A 17,719-nucleotide genomic window follows, 5' to 3' on the forward strand; every position below is an offset into this window, starting at 1 on the left:
GGCGGGGGCGGTCAGGCTTGTCGGGAGGCGCGCATGGCTTCGCCGCTGATCAGCCGGTCCAGCAATTGCTGCTGGAACTCGGCGGCGCGCTCGGGGGCACGCTGATGCATCTCCTCCAGGGCTTGATACAGGCGTGACAGCGGCTTCTTTTCGCTGAGCAGGGTGCTCAGGTTCAGCGCCTCGATGGCCTGGGCAAAGCGCTGGTGCTGGATGTGGTGCAGCAGCAGGTCCTCTTCCAGGATGTGGCTGCCGGCTTCCAGGGCGTGCAACTGAGCCTGCAGGGCCTGGGCCGTTTCTGCTTCGTCGAGGTGCAGGTAGGCGCTGGCGATGTCCTCCAGATAGAGGGCTTTCAGGTCTTCTTCGACCTCTGTCTCTGCGGCACTGTCCAGCAATTTAATCGCCTGCTCCAACAGCGTCCTGGCCTGGGCGGTCTGGTCCAGGTCATGCAATAGCCGGGCTTGCTGGCAGAGGTACAGCAGTTGCTGGTCGGTATCCTGCTGCTGGCGCAGGTTGTGCATTTCTTCAAGGCTGCTACGCACCAGCCAGCTGTCCCGGCGATGGGCCGGCAGGCGGCTCTGGACTTGCAGCTGGACCTTCAGGGCGTGCAGGCGCACGTCACTCCAGAGTTCCGGCTCGTGCTTGTAGCCGTCGATCAGTTGCAGGGCCTGAGCCAGCAGCGCGGCAGTCCATTGCGGCTGCGCCTGGTGGTGCTCTTCGCAGAGGCTGAGCATCAGGCTCGGACGCTGGGACGGCTCGCTTACCCGCTCCTGCAGCAGGGCCTCGGCTTCAGCGGTGCGGCCTTGTGCCGCCAGGTGGTTCAGCAGGTGCAGGAGCATGCCGTGTTGATGCAGGTCGGGGATTTGCTCCAGCAGGCGCAGGGCAAGATCGAGTTGCGGGCGCTTCAGGGCCGCGTCCATCAGATCGCTGTAGGTCGAGTAATAGAGGGTGCCGTTGTCTGCCATCAGGTTGAAGGCCGGCTCCGTTTGGCCGGCCTCGAACAGGGCGAGGATGGCCTGGACCTGTTCTTCGGCAGCCAGTGCCGGCGTCCGGGCGAGGACCAGTTCAAACCGGCCCTGGGCCGCGCACTCATCGAACAGGCTGCGCCACTCCGTCAGATAGCGCCCCGCGGCGGGGTCCTGGAATTGCCCCCAGGCCCGCTCCAGGCTGAGCAGCGCCTGGTCTTCCATTCCCGCCTCAAATTGCAGGCGAGAGAGGATCAGGCAATTGCTGATGCTCTGCTCTTCCTGGGCTGCGGGGTTTTCGGGGTCGCTCAGCTCGCCCAGCACGGCCAGGGCCCGATCCTGCTCGCCGCGGGCCTGGAGAATGCGCACCTGCAGCAGTGGCCAGCTGGGCAGTGGTTCGCCCCATTGCTCGAGCAGTTCCAGGCAGGCCTGGGTGTCGTTGGTGTCGAGCAGCGACTCGATCAGCGTGTTGAGGACATAGTCCCGAGCCATGGGCGGCAATTGCCTGCCTATTTCCAGGGCCTTGGCCTTGTGCCCCGCGAGGTAGAGTTCGGCGCTCACCAATTGCAGCGCCAGTTCCCGAAGCTCGCCGCTCAAACGCTCGGCCAGTTTCAGCGCCAGCAGCGGCTCGGATTTGCTCAGTAGCAGGGTCTGGTTGATCTGCGAGGTAACGTCGCTGGCCGTTGGCAGGTCCTCGTTCTGTTCAGCCATTTTCTGGCGGGAGTACAGAATCAGGGCGATGAACAGCAGCACGATGACAAGCAGGGTGACAAAGAGGGTCATGGACGTCCTTTTCTTCTATTGAACTGCGGCGTTGGCGCGGTGCGCGCCGGCCGATTCGCGCGGGGGTTATAAAACCCTGGTGGCAGGCTGGCAATCGACTTTACCCAGGCAATGCGTTGCAGCGGATTTTAACGCGAGGGCCGCTGACCGGTCAGCGGTCGGGCAGGGCGGCAGGTTTCGGGTTAGACTTGCCGCCTTTTCGCACACTCAAGAAGCCCGCACATGGCCCAGCCGTCCACCACCTACAAATTCGAACTGAACCTCACCGACCTCGACCGCGGGGTCTATGAAAGCGTCAAGCAGACCATCGCCCGTCACCCTTCGGAAACCGAGGAGCGCATGACCGTGCGCCTGCTGGCCTACGCCTTCTGGTACAACGAGCAGCTGTCGTTCGGTCGGGGTCTGTCGGATGTGGATGAACCCGCCCTGTGGGAAAAGAGCCTGGACGACCGCGTGCTGCACTGGATCGAAGTCGGCCAGCCGGACGCCGATCGCCTGACCTGGTGCTCGCGCCGCACCGAGCGCACCAGCCTGTTGGCCTACGGCAGCCTGCGGGTCTGGCAGACCCGGGTGCTGGACGCGGTGAAGAACCTAAAGAACCTCAACATCGCCGGTGTGCCCCAGGACGTGCTGGAAACCCTGGCCAAGGACATGCCGCGGGTCATCAAGTGGGACGTGATGATCAGCGAAGGCACGATCTTCGTCACCGACGATCGCGGCCAGCATGAAGTGCAGCTGGAATGGCTGCTGGGCGAGCGCGGCTGATTGTCCGCGCCGCTCCTGAACGACCCACCGTCCCCCAAGAGAAGTTGCTGTTAGCCCATGCGTATCGAACCCCGTGAGTTGCCCGCCGTCCTGCCCTTTCTCGGCGACCTGCCGCCACTGCTGACCCGCCTCTACGCCGCCCGTGGCGTGCAGTCGGTGGAAGAGCTGGACAAGAGCCTGGCGCGGCTGATCCCGTATCAGCAGCTCAAGGGCATCGACGCCGCGGTGGATTTGCTGGTGACGGCCCTGGACCAGCGCCAGCGCATCCTGATCGTTGGCGACTTCGACGCCGACGGCGCCACCGCCAGCACCGTGGGTGTGCTGGGCCTGCGCCTGCTGGGCGCGGCCCATGTCGATTACCTGGTGCCCAACCGCTTCGAATACGGCTACGGCCTGACCCCGGAAATCGTCGCCGTGGCCTTGCAGCGCGAGCCGCAGTTGCTGATCACCGTGGACAACGGCATCTCTAGCGTCGAAGGCGTGGCGGCGGCCAAGGCCGCAGGCTTGCAAGTGCTGGTCACCGACCACCACTTGCCGGGCCCGGAGCTGCCGGCGGCGGACGCCATCGTCAACCCCAACCAGCCGGGCTGCGAATTCCCCAGCAAGGCCCTGGCCGGGGTCGGGGTGATCTTCTATGTGCTGATGGCCCTGCGCGCGCGCTTGCGCAGCCTGGGACGCTATGAAACCCGGCCGCAGCCGAACATCGGCGAGCTGCTGGACCTGGTGGCCCTGGGCAGCGTGGCGGACGTGGTGCCGCTGGACGCCAACAACCGCATCCTGGTGCACCAGGGCCTGGAGCGGATTCGCGCCGGCCGGGCGCGGCCGGGGCTCAAGGCGATTCTCGAAGTGGCCAAGCGCGACCACTCGCGCATCACTTCCACCGACCTGGGCTTCATCCTCGGCCCACGGCTCAACGCCGCCGGGCGCCTGGACGACATGAGCCTGGGTATCGAGTGCCTGCTCAGCGACGACGTCTCGGCGGCCCGGGCCATGGCCGCCCAGCTCGACGAGCTGAACCAGGACCGCAAGTCCATCGAGCAGGGCATGCAGCGCGAAGCCCTGGCCCAGCTCAAGGATCTTCCGGTGGAATCCATGCCGTTCGGCCTGTGCCTGTTCGATGCCGACTGGCACCAGGGGGTGATCGGGATTCTCGCTTCGCGCCTGAAAGAGCGTTACCACCGGCCGACCATCGCCTTTGCCGATGCTGGCGACGGCATGCTCAAGGGCTCGGCGCGTTCGGTGCCGGGCTTTCATATCCGCGATGCCCTGGACGCCGTGGCCGCGCGCCATCCGCAACTGATCAGCAAGTTCGGCGGCCACGCCATGGCCGCCGGGCTGTCGCTGCCGGAGCAGAACTTCCCGGCCTTTGCCGAAGCCTTCGATGCAGAAGTGCGACGCCAGCTGTGTGAAGAAGACCTCACCGGGCGCCTGCTGTCGGACGGCACCCTGGCGGTGGAAGAGTTCCACCTGGAGCTGGCCCGCGCCCTGCGCCACGCCGGCCCCTGGGGGCAGCACTTCCCCGAGCCGATGTTCCACGGCGTGTTCGAGCTGGTGGAACAGCGCATCGTTGGCGAGCGCCACCTGAAAGTGGTGCTGCGCAGCGAATGCGGCTCGCTGAAGCTGGACGGCATCGCCTTCGGCATCGACCGTGAAGTCTGGCCCAACCCGACCATTCGCTGGGTGGAGCTGGCCTACAAACTCGACCTCAACGAATTCCGTGGCCAGGAAACCGTGCAGTTGATGATTGCCCATATCGAACCGCGTTAAGGCGGGTACTGCCGATCAGCTCAACGCCAGAGCGAGCAATAAATAAACTGTGGCGAGGGAGCTTGCTCCCGTGGGGCCGGCCAGCGCTCCGGGGTGTAGCAGTCCCATTTTTAGGGCCGCTGCGCGCCCCAGCGGGAGCAAGCTCCCTCGCCACAAGTGCAGTGTTTGTTCTTGACTGGCAGCAGGCGACGCGGGTGGTTTCGCCAGACTTTTGGAAAGCGGGGTGGCGGTATGTCCCTTTCTTTTGTAAGGGGGTTCCGGGCGTATTCCCGGGCGCTTGTGGCGATCTATTCAGCTGACTAGTCTCGGTTCAATCACTGCCCGTCAGTGATTGGTAATAGCCGCCCGGGTCGAACGCAAGCGATGCCATCAGCACTGCAATTCAGATTTGCGGTGTGCTGTTATGGCGGCGGTGCGTGGGGGCGCTTTCGGGCGCACCGGTTCCTCGACCCGGTCTGCTAGCCCGCGTACAGCCGCCACCCTTTTCAAACGTCTAGCAGCGCTAGGTGTGGAGGCTTCATCGTCGAGGAGCTACACCATGAAAAAGATCGTTCCCGATCCGCCTGTTTCCCCTCCTTCTTCCCGTCGTAATCCTGCCCACGATCTGGCCAATCAAAGGGTTCGCCATGCCCTGGCCAATATCGGCGTGGAGGGCTCGCTGATCGCGACGCTGCAACCCACCGCCGCTGGTCCTGCGGGCCCCGATAACCCCTTCACTGTCCGCCCCGGTATCAGCGCCGAAGAAGCGCTGCTCCACGTTTCCATGCAGCTCAAGGCCGCCGAGGAGGTATCCGACGAGATCACCGAGCACGCCAGCGGCGTGGAGCGCGGCCTGATCTGGTCGCTGGTGCATTCGGTGGAAATGGCCCGTGGCGTGGTCGATGCCTTGCTCGATGGCAATCGCCGCGCCCCGCAGGGTTGAGGCCAGCCTGGCCGCTGCTGCAGGCGGCCAGGCTGCAGGTTTTTTCCCCGGGGCGCATCAGGAACTCGGCTTGGCGCAAGGTTGTCGACTAGTCTCTAAGCACTGTCTGATTGGCCTTGTGACCTTTTGTCATCCATCTTCCCGCGGGGGCGGGCGCTTCACTTCGCAGTCACTTGTCGACCGTTCAAACAGATCCCTGGAGCCTGACCATTGATCGAGAGGTGCCCCATGAGTCTGCTGCTTGAACCCTATACCCTGCGTCAACTGACCCTGCTCAACCGCATCGCCGTGTCGCCCATGTGCCAGTACTCGTCGGTGGACGGGCTGGCCAACGACTGGCATCTGGTGCACCTGGGCAGCCGAGCCGTCGGCGGCGCCGGGTTGATCTTCACCGAAGCCACGGCGGTCACCGCCGAGGGCCGGATCACCGCCCAGGACCTGGGCCTGTGGAACGACGCCCAGATCGAACCCCTGCAACGCATCACCCGTTTCATCAGCGCCCAGGGCGCGGTGGCGGGTATTCAGCTGGCCCATGCCGGGCGCAAGGCCAGTACCCACCGGCCCTGGCTCGGCAAGTCCGGCAGCGTCAAGCCCGAGGACGGTGGCTGGGTGCCGGTGGGGCCCTCGCGGATTGCCTTCGACCCGCAGCACACGCCGCCCACCCAACTGGACCAAGGGCAGATCGACGAGATCATCCAGGCCTTTGTCGCGGCCGCCAAACGGGCCCTGGTGGCCGGCTTCAAGGTGGTGGAGGTGCATGCGGCCCATGGTTATTTGCTGCACCAGTTCCTCTCGCCCCTGAGCAATCAGCGTCAGGACCAGTACGGTGGCTCGTTTGAAAATCGCATACGCCTGGTGTTGCAAGTGACCGAGGCGGTACGCAAGGTGTGGCCCGAGGAGTTGCCATTGTTTGTGCGGGTGTCGGCCACCGATTGGGTGGAAGACGGCTGGAACCCTGATGAAACCGTGGAACTGGCGCGGCGCCTCAAGGACCTGGGGGTGGATTTGATCGATGTATCGTCCGGCGGCACCGCGGCCAATGCCGAGATTCCCACCGGGCCCGGCTATCAGACGCGCTTTGCCGAGCGGGTGCGCAAGGAGTCGGGGATCGCCACCGGTACCGTGGGGCTGATCACCGAGCCGGCCCAGGCCGAGCACATTCTGCGCACTTGCCAGGCGGACATCATCTTCCTGGCCCGGGAGCTGCTGCGCGACCCGTACTGGCCGCTGCACGCCGATGACGACCTGGGCGGGCGCAAGGCAATCTGGCCGGCGCAGTATCAGCGGGCGACCCATAGGGATCAGCCGATTCATGAGTCGGACTTGCGCGAGTAGCCATCGGGAAATGAAAAAACGCCGCTTTATCGTGAGATAAAGCGGCGTTTTTTTTGCTATCAGTGGCGAGGGAGCTTGCTCCCGCTCGGTCGCGCAGCGGCCGTAAAGCCTGAGGGCGGGGTGTGCGCTGGGCCCCCGGTGGTGGTGGCCATGGGGGGGCGACAGGTCGCCCCAGCGGGAGCAAGCTACCTCGCCACGATCAGCGGTTGGCTCCTCAGGCCTGGATCAGGGGTATTTGCGTTTGTCCGGCGCCGGGGGGAAGTACTGGTACAGCCAGGTTTCGCTCAGGGTGCGATCGTGGGTGCGGATGAACAGCCGCAGTTCCACCGGATCGACGCTATCGTTGGTCGGGTACCAGTCGAAGAGGATGCGGTAGCCCTTGATCTCCTCCAGTACCAGGATGCTGAAATCCTTGACCTCGCCGTTGGAGGCGGTGACCACCGGTTCGATGCCGGTGCCGGCGGGCAGGCGATCCAGGCCGCCACCGGTGAAGTCCACGGCAAAGCGGCGGGCCCAGACTTCCGGATAATGTTCCCCCGGCGCCCAGCCTTCGACGAAGCCGCCCATGCCGGAGCGGGTGGCGTGCACCCGTGCCAAGGGCGTGCCCACGGGCGGCAGGGCGCTCCAGTAGAGCTTGTAGCCGTAGTTCAGCGAGTCGCCAGCGGCCACCGGTTGTTTCGGGGTCCAGAAGGCCACGATGTTGTCCATGGTTTCGCCGGTGGTGGGGATTTCCAGCAGGTCGATGCTGCCTTCGCCCCAGGCGGTGGTGGGTTCGACCCACAGGCTCGGCCGACGGCTGTACCAGTCCACCGTGTCCTGGTAGCTGGCGAACTCGTGGTCGGTCTGCACCAGGCCAAAGCCTTTCGGGTCCTTGTCGGCGAAGGCATTGAATTGCAGGGTCGCCGGGTTGTTCAGCGGGCGGCAGATCCACTCGCCATTGCCGCGCCACATGGCCAGGCGGTCGGAGTCGTGGATCTGTGGGTGGATGGTGTCGCACATGCGCCGTTCATGGGTGCCGCAGCTGAACATGCTGGTCATCGGCGCGATGCCCAGTTGCTCGATGGCGGTGCGGGCATTGATGTGGGCGTCGATTTCCATCACCACGCGTTCGGCCTGGCAATCGATGTCGAAGCGGTAGGCTCCGGTGGCGCTCGGCGAATCCAGCAGGGCGTAGACCACGAAGCGGGTGCTGTCCTTGTCCGGGGTCTCGAACCAGAACTGGGTGAAGTCGGGGAATTCCTCGCGGCGCTTGGCGTAGGTGTCGATGGCCAGGCCACGGGCCGACAGACCGTACTGGCCGGTGGCGTCCACCGCCCGGAAATAGCTGGCGCCGAGGAAGGACACCACGTCGTGCCTGTCCAGTTCCGGGGCCTTGAACAGCTTGAAGCCGGCAAAACCCAGGTCGCCCTTGAGCTGGGCAGTGTCGACGCTGGTGTTCTGGTAGTTGAACAGCGACGGGCGGAAGTGCACCTCCCGGGCCAGGCGAGTCTTGGGATCGACGCTGTGCATGCGTACCGGTTGCTTGAAGCCCATGCCCACGTGGAAGAATTGCACGTCCAGCTGGCCGTTCAGGTCATTCCACAGCGAGTGCTGGCTGTCGTACTGGATGGCGTTGAAGTTTTGCGGGGTCATCTGCGCCAGGGTCGGCGGCAGCACCTGCTTGGTGTCTGCATACGGGCTGCCAGCCAGTTGCTTGGCCTGAGCCTTGAGGCGCTCGAAATCGAAGGCCTGGGCGTCGCCGTCAGCGGTGCCGGCCCAGGCTCGGGCGGCCAGCAGCCCGCTGGCCGAGAGGCCGGTATAGGCCGCCAGGGCCATGGAAGCTTTGAGGAGGTGCCTGCGGTGCATAGATGAACCTTGTGGGGGGCTGGGATCGTCAGCCGCTCCTGGCTGACTGGGGGGATCGCGAGGTGAAGTCCGGTCATGCCATTGGCCAGACGCAGCGGACGATAAATAGAGGGTCGCTAGAATAAACGGTTCGCCCGGGGCAGAAAAATGCTTAGCTTGTGTCCATTGGTAACCACTTGAATCGCATCAGGAACCCGGCCTCATGTTGCACCTGCGTGCCCTTACCGCAAACGATATCCCGCAGCTCAAATGGATCGATCGCGCCGAAGTCATAGACGGCTTCTACCGTGTGCAGGATGGCCGTCTGATCGGCTATGCCCAGCACGAGGTGGTGACGGGGTGGCCGGAGGGCGAGGCCGAGCATGACGCGCTGATCTTGCAGCAGTGTTACCAGCGCGGCGGCTGGTTGTACGGGATCTTCGACGCTGAGGTACTGGTGGCGGCAGCGGTGGTCGATTGCCTGGCGATCGAGTGCGCCGGGCTGGATTTGCGGCAGTTGAAATTCCTTCACGTGAGCCAGGCTTATCGCGGCCTTGGCCTGGGCCGGCAACTGTTCGCCCTGGCCCGGGAGCAGGCCCTGGCCATGGGCGCCCAGGGCTTGTATGTATCAGCCACGCCTTCGAAGCACACGGTGGATTTCTACACCCGCCTGGGCTGTGAGCTGCTGGCGACCCCGGACCCGGAGCTGCTGCGCATCGAACCCGAGGATATCCACCTCTGTCTGCGGCTGGTTTAAGCCGGCGCGCGCTTGCGCCAGTGCGGCCAGGCACCGAGGGTCACCGCGCGCAGCAGCCACTCGCAAGGGCCGTACTGATGAGTGCGCAGCCACAGGGCGCTGAGCTGCATCTGCAACAGGTAGATGGCGATCACCAGCAGGGGAATCGACAACGGCGGCAGGTGGTTGATCAGCCCCAGCCCGTAGCCGGTGAACAACAGGCACAGGATCAGCGACTGCAGCAGGTAGTTGCTCAATGACATGCGCCCCAGCGGCGCCAGGCGTTGGCACAGGCGCTGGCCCAGAGGCGAATCGAAGGCCCGAAGCAACAGCATGGCGTAGCTGGCCGAGAGCAGCGGCGCGGTCAGTTGGCTGATGCCGTAGCCGATGACTTCCAGGCCGCCACCGGGCGCATAGGCGCTGCAGTAACCGTAGAGCAGGGCGCCCCCCAGGCCGATGGGCAGGGTCAGGGCCAGCAGCCGCGGCACCCGCGCAGCAAAGCGCTCGGGTGCCACCAGCAGGCCCTTGCGTCCGGCCACATAACCCAGGAGGAACATCGCCAGGGTGCTGGGCCCCTGCAGCAGCCACAGGGCCGAGGCGGTTTCCAGCAAATGCGCAGCGTTGTAGCTGAGGGTGTCCAGCGCATCTCCGCCCAGGGCCAGATCCTTGAGCAGCGGCTGGCCGTCGGCGGCCCCGGTAGAGAGGCCGGCGTTCAGCAGCTCGATGCCGAACAGCAGCATCAGCAGCGCCGTGGTGCCGATCAACAGGATTGCCAGGATGGCCGCGACCCGCGCCGTCAGCCCGCGCAAGGCCAGCAGCACCAGGCCCAGCAGCGCGTACAGGGTGAGGATCTCGCCATAGAACAGCAGCGCGCCATGCACCAGGCCGATGGCCAGCAAGGCCAGTTGCCGCCGCAGCATGCGCGGCACGAAGCGTTCGCCCGCGCGCTCGGCGGAGGCCATTTGCAGGGTGAAGCTGTAGCCGAACAGGAAGGAGAACAGCAGGTAGAACTTGGCCTCGAACAGCACCGACACCAGCCAGCGGATCAGGTGATCGAGGTCGCTGGAGTAGGCCGGGTTGCTGACTGGCGAGGCGTAGTAGGGGTCGGCGAACGACCAGATGTTCACCGCCAGGATGCCCAGCAGCGCAAAACCGCGCAGGGCATCGACCTGCTGCAGGCGCGCCGTCTGGCGCGGCAAAGGCGCGTTCATTTCCGGGGCCCGGGCAACAGGGCGTGCGCAAGAGGGACGAGGGGCATGGGCTGGCCTGTCGGTGAATGGAGTGGAGGCTCAATTAACGCGATCAGGCGGCGCGGGGGCAATCAAACTCTTGTGAAAAAAAGTCAATGAGCCTGCGCCGCGGTGTCCGCCCCAGGGTTGGCTCGCCGATCCGGGTTCAGCCCTGTGCAGGCGCCGGCAGGCACTGGGCACCGGCGGCGGGCGTTTGGCCTTTTTTAGTCCACCAGGTCAGCATCCGCAGGCTGTCCAGATCGCCACGCTTGATCGCCTCCTGGTAGCAGGCCAGGGCCCGGGGGCCATCGGTGGTGCCCCACTTGCCCTCGGCGTAGCCGCTGCCCAGGTAGTAGTAGGCGCTGGCCGAGTCCAGTTCCCGGGCGGTGCGCAGCACCCACTCTTCGGACTTGCGCGGTTGCTGGCATTCATTGACCGAGCCATCGCCGAGCGGATCGCAGTAGTACATCGACAGCATCAACGCCGCCTCGGCATCGGTCGCCGCGTAAGGCTGCAGCAGTTGTTCCGGCTCCCCGGGCTTGAGCGCCGGCGCCATGCCCGAGTAGCCCAGGCTCACTGCCTGCACGGCCGCCTTGGCCGAGCCATGCCGGGCGGCGTCCAGCAGAAGCTGCTGGCCCAGATCGAAGAAGTACCCGGTCAACAGGTATTGCTCGCGGCCGCCGTAGCCCAGGAACAGATCGGCCTTGCGCATCTGCCGTTGCAAGGCCGTTTCGTTGGCCGGGGCGTCCTGGTCGAGCAGGCCGCTCATGGACCACTGCTCGACCCGCACCAGTTGCCAGCAGGCGCCCTGTTGGAAGACGAAGGCCTGGAGCACGTCGCCCAGTGGGTCATGCACCACCAGGGTCTGGCTCTCCCAGAAAGTTTGCAGTCCGGCCCGGGCCTGGGCCTTCGGATCGAGCAGGGTCAGCAGGTGCCGGGTATCGCCCGTCAGCTTGTGCCGGGTGGTGATCTCGCGTCCGTATTCGTCACGCCCCGGGCGCTGTTCGATCAGCGGCGAATCGGTGAACGCCTGCTGCAGCTCCGGGCTACTGGCAAAGGCCTGGAGGAAGGTCGGCAGGTCGCTGGACGGACAGGCGGGGGCAGCGGCCTGGGCCACTTGAGCGGCAGCACCGAGCAACAGGGCGGCGCACAGTGGGCGCAACAGATGACGAAGGGCGGGCATCGGCGAACTCGTTGAGTTGGGAAACGGAGCGTCGGTCATGGGGTGTCCGGGGCCGGCGCGGGCACGAAGCGGCGGCACAGCCACTGCGCCAGAACGATCGCCAGCAGCGGTGGCACGCTCATCAGCAGGCAATAGACGTAGCCGCGGATCGGGTGGTCGGGAAACATCGCCCAGGCGGTGAACAGCACCAGGGCGCCGACCAGGCCGAGCTTGGCCTTCAGGTTGGGCACCAGGGCCACCAGCACGCTGACGATGATCAGCAGATGAAACAGTAGATCCACCATCACGCCCAGGCCAAAGCCCTTGGCCAGGGCGCCGAAGTGGCTGCGATACAGCGGTACGCCCCAGACATGCGCCAGATAGAACAGCGGCGCCGGCAGCGCCAGCGGCACCAGGCTGGTGCAGATGCGCAGCAGGTGATAGCGGCTGGTGGCGTCCAGGCTCATGGACGGCACTCGCGGGCGGTGGTGGGGATAGGGCGGGGCATGGGCGCATCCTTGCTGCCGGAAGGTATAAAGCGATTCCGGTCGATGGCGCCGGGGTTTTCAGGCGGCGGATAGTGCCGCAACCGGGGGCGCTAATCCAGTCTGGCAGTTGGCGATCGAGCAGCAGGCGCTGTGGGGCCAGCGCCTGCCGATGGCCCGTGGGCCTCAGTGCTTGAACATGACGTGGCGCACCGTGGTGTAGTCCTCCAATCCGTACAGGGACATGTCCTTGCCGTAGCCGGAGAGTTTCTGGCCGCCGTGGGGCATTTCGCTGACCAGCATGAAGTGGGTGTTGACCCAGGTGCAGCCGTATTGCAGGCGTGCCGACAAGCGATGGGCGCGGCCGACGTCGGCGGTCCACACCGAGGAGGCCAGGCCGTAGTCCGAGTCGTTGGCCCACCCCAGGACCTGGGCTTCATCCTCGAAGCGGGTCACCGACACCACCGGGCCGAAGACTTCGCGGCGCACGATCTCGTCGTCCTGCCGGGCGTCGGCCAGCACCGTGGGTTCGAAGAAGTAGCCGTTGCCCGGTACTGCCTTGCCCCCGGTGACCAGGCGCATGTGCGGCTGGGCGAGGGCGCGCTCGACAAAACCGGCCACCCGGTCGCGATGCGCGGCGGTGATCAGCGGCCCCAGCTCGGTCGCCGGGTCGTCTTGCACGCCATGCTTGATGCTGGCGACGGCGGCCCCGAGTTGCTCGACAAAGCGCTCGTAGACCCCGTCCTGCACGTAGATCCGGCAAGCGGCGGTGCAGTCCTGGCCGGCGTTATAGAAGCCGAAGGCGCGGATGCCCTCCACCGCGGCGTCGATATCGGCGTCGTCGAAGATGATCACCGGGGCCTTGCCCCCCAGTTCCATGTGCATGCGTTTGACGCTGTCGGCGGTGCTGGAAATGATGTTCGCGCCCGTGGCGATCGAACCGGTGAGCGACACCATGCGTACCTTGGGATGGCTCACCAGCGGCTGGCCGACGCTCGGGCCACGACCGAATACCAGGTTGAGCACCCCGGCCGGGAAAATCTCGCTGGCCAGTTGGGCCAGGCGCAGGGCGGTCAGCGGGGTCTGTTCCGAGGGCTTGAGCACCACGGTATTACCGGCGGCCAGGGCCGGGGCGATCTTCCAGGCGACCATCATCAGCGGGTAGTTCCAGGGGGCGATGGAGGCGATCACCCCCACCGGGTCGCGGCGGATCATCGAGGTGTGCCCGGGCAGGTATTCCCCCGCCGCCGAGCCGCCCAGGCAGCGGCTGGCGCCGGCGAAGAAGCGGAACACGTCGGCGATGGCCGGGATCTCGTCATTCAGGGCTGCGCTCAGGGGCTTGCCGCAGTTGTCCGATTCCAGCCTGGCCAGCTCGGCGCCGTGGGCCTCGATGGTGTCGGCGAGCTTGAGCAGCAGCAGCGAGCGGTCCTTGGGCGGGGTCTGCGACCAGCTGGCGAAGGCGCTGTCGGCGGCCAGCACCGCAGCGTCCACCTGGGCCTGGCTGGCCTCGTTGATCTCAACCAGCACGCTGCCCAGGGCCGGGTTGTATACCGGCTGGGCCGGCCCCTCGCCGGCCACCAGTTGGCCGTTGATCAGCAATCGGGTTTGCATGTTCATCTCCTTTCTTGGTGCTGAGGGTCGGGAAGCGGGTTATTTGCCGCCGCTGCCGGCCACGCTTTCGCCGCCACGGGTCAGGTAGTAGGCGCCGAGGATCGGCAGCATGGTCACCAGCATCACCAGCATGGCCACCACGTTGGTCACCGGTACGTCCCGGGGCCGGCTCAACTGGTTGAGCAACCACAGTGGCAGGGTGCGTTCATGGCCGGCGGTGAAGGTGGTGACGATGATTTCATCGAACGACAGGGCGAACGCCAGCATGCCCCCGGCCAGCAAGGCCGAACCGAGGTTGGGCAGGATAATGTAGCGGAAGGTCTGCCAGCCGTCGGCGCCCAGGTCCATGGAGGCTTCGATCAGGCTGTGGGAGGTGCGCCGCAGCCGGGCGATCACGTTGTTGTGGACGATCACCACGCAGAAGGTGGCGTGGCCGACGACGATGGTGAACAGGCCGGGCTCGATGCCCAGGGTCTTGAAGGTCGCCAGCAGGGCGATGCCGGTGATGATGCCTGGTAGGGCGATGGGCAGGATCAGCATCAGCGAGATGCCCTGCTTGCCGAAGAACTCGCGGCGGTACAGGGCCGCCGACGCCAGGGTGCCGAGGACCAGGGCGATCAGGGTGGCGATGGCGGCGATCTGCAGCGACAGCTGGATGGCGTCCAGCACGTCGGGGCGGCTGAAGGCCACGCTGAACCACTTCAGGGTCAGGCCCCGGGGCGGAAAGCTGAAGGCGGCGTCCTCGGTGTTGAAGGCGTAGAGGAAGATGATCAGGATCGGGAAGTGCAGGAACACCAGCCCGCCCCAGGCCGCCAGGCGCAGGCCCAAGGATGCTTGTTCAGAGTGCATCGAAGGCCCCCAGGCGTTTGACGATGGACAGGTAGATGGCGATCAGCGTGATGGGCACCAGGGTGAAGGCGGCGGCCATCGGTAGGTTGCCGATGGCGCCTTGCTGGGCGTAGACCATGCTGCCGACGAAGTAGCCCGGCGGGCCCACCAGTTGCGGCACGATGAAGTCCCCCAGGGTCAGGGAGAAGGTGAAGATCGAGCCGGCGGCGATGCCCGGCACCGCCAGCGGCAGGATCACCAGCATGAAGGTCTGGCGCGGCGTCGCGCCAAGATCCGCCGAGGCTTGCAGCAGCGAGGGCGGCAGGCGCTCCAGGGAGGCCTGGATCGGCAGGATCATGAATGGCAGCCAGATGTAGACGAACACCAGGAAACGCCCCAGGTGCGAGGTCGACAGGGTGCTGCCGCCGATCCCGGGAACGCCCAGCAGCCATTGCAGCGGCGCCTCCAGCCCCAGGTGCTGGATGAACCACTGGGCCACGCCGCCCTTGGCCAGCAGCAGGGTCCAGGCGTAGGCCTTGACGATGTAGCTGGCCCACATCGGCAGCATCACCGCGATATAGAAGAACGCCTTGGTCTTGCCGCTGGTGTAGCGGGCCATGTAGTAGGCGATGGGAAAGGCCACGATGGCGCTGGCGATGGACACCGCCACGGCCATGCCCAGGGTGCGCAGGATGATGTCGGCGTTCGACGGCTGCAGCAGCGCGGCGAAGTTGCCCAGGGTCAGCTCCGGGGTGACCGCCATGGTGAAGTCGTCGAAGGTGTAGAAACCCTGCCACAGCAGGGTCAGCAGCGAGCCGAGGTAGATCGCGCCGAACCAGATCAGCGGCGGCACCAGCAGCAGGGTCAGGTACAGGTTGGGGCGCCGGTACAGCAGGTTGGAGACGCGTCGCAGGGGCGTGTCGCCGCTGCCTTGGACGAGGGCCTGGGTGCTCATCTCAGGCCTCGCTGGTCGGAGTGTCGGTCAGCGGGATCATCGCCTCCCGGGCCCAGCGGGCGCTGATGCGTTGGCCGGTGCAGTGGCTGCTGTCGGTGTCCAGCCATTGGTTGTTGGCCTGGCTGATGTTCAGGGTCTGGCCGTTGTCCAGTTTCACTTCGAAGCGGGTGGCGCTGCCCTGGTACTGGATATCGTGCAGCAGGCCGCTGATTTCGATCTCCGAGGCCGCCAGCGGACCTTGGGCGAAACGCACGTGTTCCGGGCGGATGGAGAAGGGCTGCGGGCTGCCGCTGAGTTGTTGCGCCAGCTCGCCGCGAATCACGTTGGAAGTGCCGACGAACTCGGCGACGAAGGGGGTGGCGGGTTTCATGTACAGGTTGCGCGGGCTGTCCACCTGTTCGATGCGGCCCTTGTTGAAGACCGCCACCCGGTCGGACATCGACAGGGCCTCGGTCTGATCGTGGGTGACGAAGATGAAGGTGATGCCCAACTGGCGCTGGAGCTTCTTCAGCTCGCTCTGCATCTGCTCCCGCAGTTTCAGGTCCAGGGCCCCCAGGGGTTCGTCCAGCAGCAGTACCCGTGGCCGGTTGACCAGGGCTCGGGCCAGGGCCACCCGCTGGCGTTGGCCACCGGACAGTTGCGCCGGCTTGCGTTCGCCATAACCGCCCAGGGCCACCATCTGCAGGGCCGCCTCGGCACGCTCCAGGCGTTCGTGGCGGGCCACGCCCTTGACCTTCAGGCCGTAGGCGACGTTGTCCCGCACGTTCATGTGGGGGAACAGCGCGTAGTCCTGGAACACCGTGTTGACGTCCCGCTGATAGGGCGGCAGGCCCGCGGCCTCGGCGCCGTGGATGCGGATCGAACCGGCGCTGGGCTGCTCGAAACCGGCAATCAGCCGCAGGCAGGTGGTCTTGCCCGAGCCGGACGGGCCGAGCATGGAGAAGAACTCACCGTCGTGGATATCGATGGACACCCGGTCGACGGCCTTGACCTCGCCGAACTGCCGGGAAACCTGGGTGAACTGGACTGCAAGGGTCATGGTGCACTGCTCCGCAAAGGCAGGGCCGCCATCGGCGGCCTGCCTGGACTGCTGGGTCAACGAGGGCCTGATGGGGCGGTCGGGCTAGCGGCCACCCATGATGGCGATGTAGTCCTGGGTCCAGCGGCTGTAGGGCACGAACTTGCCGCCCTCGGCTTGCGGGGTTTTCCAGAAGGCGATCTTGTCGAACTGGTCGAAACCGTTGGTCTTGCAACCCTCGGCCCCCAGCAGTTCGCTCTCTTTGCAGGCCGCTGGCACCGCTGGCAACGAGCCGAACCAGGCGGCGACGTCGCCCTGGACCTTGGGCTTGAGCGACCAGTCCATCCACTTGTAGGCGCAGTTGGGGTGCTTGGCCTCGGCGTGCAGCATGGTGGTGTCGGCCCAGCCGGTGGCGCCCTCCTTGGGAATGGTCGAGGCGATCGGCTGTTTCTCGTTGACCAGGCCATTGACCTGATAGGGCCAGGCGCTGGAGGCCGCCACGCCCTCGTTCTTGAAGTCGCTCATCTGCACCGTGGTGTCGTGCCAGTAGCGGTGGATCAGCGGTTGCTGGGCGCGCAGCAGTTCAAGCACCGCCTTGTACTGGGCCTCGGTCAGCTCATAGGGGCTCTGGATCCCCAGCTCCGGCCGTGCGCTCTTGAGGTACAGCGCCGCGTCGGCGATGTAGATCGGGCCGTCATAGGCCTGGACGCGGCCTTTGTTGGGCTTGCCGTCCGGCAGGTTCTGCGCCTTGAACACCACGTCCCAGCTGGTGGGCGCCTGCTTGAACACCTGGGTGTTGTACATCAGTACGTTGGGGCCCCACTGGTAGGGCGTGCCGTAGGTCTTTTGCGCGACTACGTACCAGGGGCCGTCCTTGAGGCGCGGGTCGATGTTCTTCCAGTTGGTGATCAGCGCGGTGTTGATCGGTTGCACCCGCTTGCCGGCGATCAACCGCAGTGAGGCGTCGCCGGAGGCGGTCACCAGGTCGTAGCCGCCCTTGGCCATGAGGCTGACCATCTCGTCGGAGGTGGCGGCGGTCTTGACGTTGACCTTGCAGCCGGTTTCCTGCTCGAAGCCGGTGACCCAGTCGTAATTCTTGTCGCTCTCGCCCCGTTCGATGTACCCCGGCCAGGCGACGATATCCAGCTGGCCTTCGCCCGGCCCCACGGCCTTGAGCGGTTCGGCGGCCTGCAGGCTGGCGCTGGCCAGCAGGGCGGTGGTGAGAGCACTGAGGATTGCGGTCTTGTGCGCGGACATGGGGATTGCCTCTGCTTTTATTAGGATTGGGGCAGTGGTTGACGATGGGGTGCTGCGGCCGCGGACGGCTTGTTATTAGC

The 17,719-nt window shown here is 65.7% G+C and carries 15 protein-coding genes; 5 read left to right on the top strand and 10 right to left on the bottom strand.

Annotated features, from left to right (window positions below):
* Positions 1-11 precede the first annotated feature (11 nt).
* Positions 12-1,745: a hypothetical protein gene (locus DNK59_RS19340; protein ID WP_110724229.1), complete on the bottom strand. Its 1,734-nt coding sequence runs from the start codon at positions 1,743-1,745 to the stop codon at positions 12-14.
* A gap of 222 nt (positions 1,746-1,967) precedes the next feature.
* Between DNK59_RS19340 and DNK59_RS19345 the strand changes: the two genes are divergently transcribed.
* From DNK59_RS19345 to DNK59_RS19360, 4 genes are all read left to right on the top strand, one after another.
* A complete protein-coding gene (locus tag DNK59_RS19345) occupies positions 1,968-2,510 on the top strand; it encodes a YaeQ family protein (protein WP_110724230.1) in 543 nt (180 codons plus the stop codon).
* 57 nt (positions 2,511-2,567) lie between these two features.
* Entirely contained in the window at positions 2,568-4,277 is a 1,710-nt protein-coding gene (gene recJ / locus DNK59_RS19350) for a single-stranded-DNA-specific exonuclease RecJ (protein WP_110724231.1), read from the top strand.
* A gap of 538 nt (positions 4,278-4,815) precedes the next feature.
* Positions 4,816-5,199, top strand: a complete 384-nt coding sequence (locus DNK59_RS19355) for a DUF6124 family protein (protein WP_110724232.1) — start codon at positions 4,816-4,818, stop codon at positions 5,197-5,199.
* Between the two features lie 228 nt (positions 5,200-5,427).
* On the top strand, positions 5,428-6,534 hold the full coding sequence (locus tag DNK59_RS19360) for an NADH:flavin oxidoreductase/NADH oxidase (RefSeq protein ID WP_110724233.1): 1,107 nt from the start codon (positions 5,428-5,430) through the stop codon (positions 6,532-6,534).
* 225 nt (positions 6,535-6,759) lie between these two features.
* Here DNK59_RS19360 and DNK59_RS19365 read toward each other — a convergent pair whose 3' ends face one another.
* Positions 6,760-8,379: a glucan biosynthesis protein D gene (locus tag DNK59_RS19365; RefSeq protein ID WP_110724234.1), complete on the bottom strand. Its 1,620-nt coding sequence runs from the start codon at positions 8,377-8,379 to the stop codon at positions 6,760-6,762.
* A gap of 202 nt (positions 8,380-8,581) precedes the next feature.
* On the opposite strand from DNK59_RS19365, the gene DNK59_RS19370 reads away from it, so the two are divergent.
* A complete protein-coding gene (locus DNK59_RS19370) occupies positions 8,582-9,115 on the top strand; it encodes a GNAT family N-acetyltransferase (RefSeq protein WP_110724235.1) in 534 nt (177 codons plus the stop codon).
* Here DNK59_RS19370 and DNK59_RS19375 read toward each other — a convergent pair.
* The 8 genes from DNK59_RS19375 to ydcS form a co-directional block, all read right to left on the bottom strand.
* Positions 9,112-10,305, bottom strand: coding sequence for a DUF418 domain-containing protein (locus DNK59_RS19375; protein WP_110724236.1), 1,194 nt, complete (start codon positions 10,303-10,305; stop codon positions 9,112-9,114). The genes DNK59_RS19370 and DNK59_RS19375 overlap by 4 nt on opposite strands.
* 184 nt (positions 10,306-10,489) lie before the next feature.
* Positions 10,490-11,506: a hypothetical protein gene (locus DNK59_RS19380; RefSeq protein WP_256596471.1), complete on the bottom strand. Its 1,017-nt coding sequence runs from the start codon at positions 11,504-11,506 to the stop codon at positions 10,490-10,492.
* A gap of 35 nt (positions 11,507-11,541) precedes the next feature.
* The gene (locus DNK59_RS19385; RefSeq protein WP_110724237.1) at positions 11,542-11,952 is read right to left on the bottom strand and encodes a hypothetical protein; all 411 of its coding nucleotides are present in this window, start codon (positions 11,950-11,952) and stop codon (positions 11,542-11,544) included.
* A gap of 204 nt (positions 11,953-12,156) precedes the next feature.
* Positions 12,157-13,581 (bottom strand): gamma-aminobutyraldehyde dehydrogenase, encoded by a 1,425-nt coding sequence (locus DNK59_RS19390; protein ID WP_110724238.1) that lies wholly within the window; start codon positions 13,579-13,581, stop codon positions 12,157-12,159.
* A 39-nt stretch (positions 13,582-13,620) separates the two neighbouring features.
* Positions 13,621-14,430: an ABC transporter permease gene (locus DNK59_RS19395; protein WP_047301992.1), complete on the bottom strand. Its 810-nt coding sequence runs from the start codon at positions 14,428-14,430 to the stop codon at positions 13,621-13,623.
* Positions 14,420-15,364, bottom strand: coding sequence for an ABC transporter permease (locus tag DNK59_RS19400; RefSeq protein ID WP_110724239.1), 945 nt, complete (start codon positions 15,362-15,364; stop codon positions 14,420-14,422). Before DNK59_RS19400 ends, DNK59_RS19395 begins: the two co-directional genes overlap by 11 nt.
* A 1-nt stretch (position 15,365) precedes the next feature.
* Positions 15,366-16,403 (bottom strand): ABC transporter ATP-binding protein, encoded by a 1,038-nt coding sequence (locus tag DNK59_RS19405; RefSeq protein WP_110724302.1) that lies wholly within the window; start codon positions 16,401-16,403, stop codon positions 15,366-15,368.
* Positions 16,404-16,487: 84 nt separating this feature from the next.
* The gene (ydcS, locus tag DNK59_RS19410; RefSeq protein WP_110724240.1) at positions 16,488-17,639 is read right to left on the bottom strand and encodes a putative ABC transporter substrate-binding protein YdcS; all 1,152 of its coding nucleotides are present in this window, start codon (positions 17,637-17,639) and stop codon (positions 16,488-16,490) included.
* Positions 17,640-17,719 lie beyond the last annotated feature (80 nt).

Source organism: Pseudomonas sp. TKO26 (genome assembly GCF_003225665.1).
Classification (GTDB): Bacteria; Pseudomonadota; Gammaproteobacteria; order Pseudomonadales; family Pseudomonadaceae; genus Aquipseudomonas; species Aquipseudomonas saponiphila.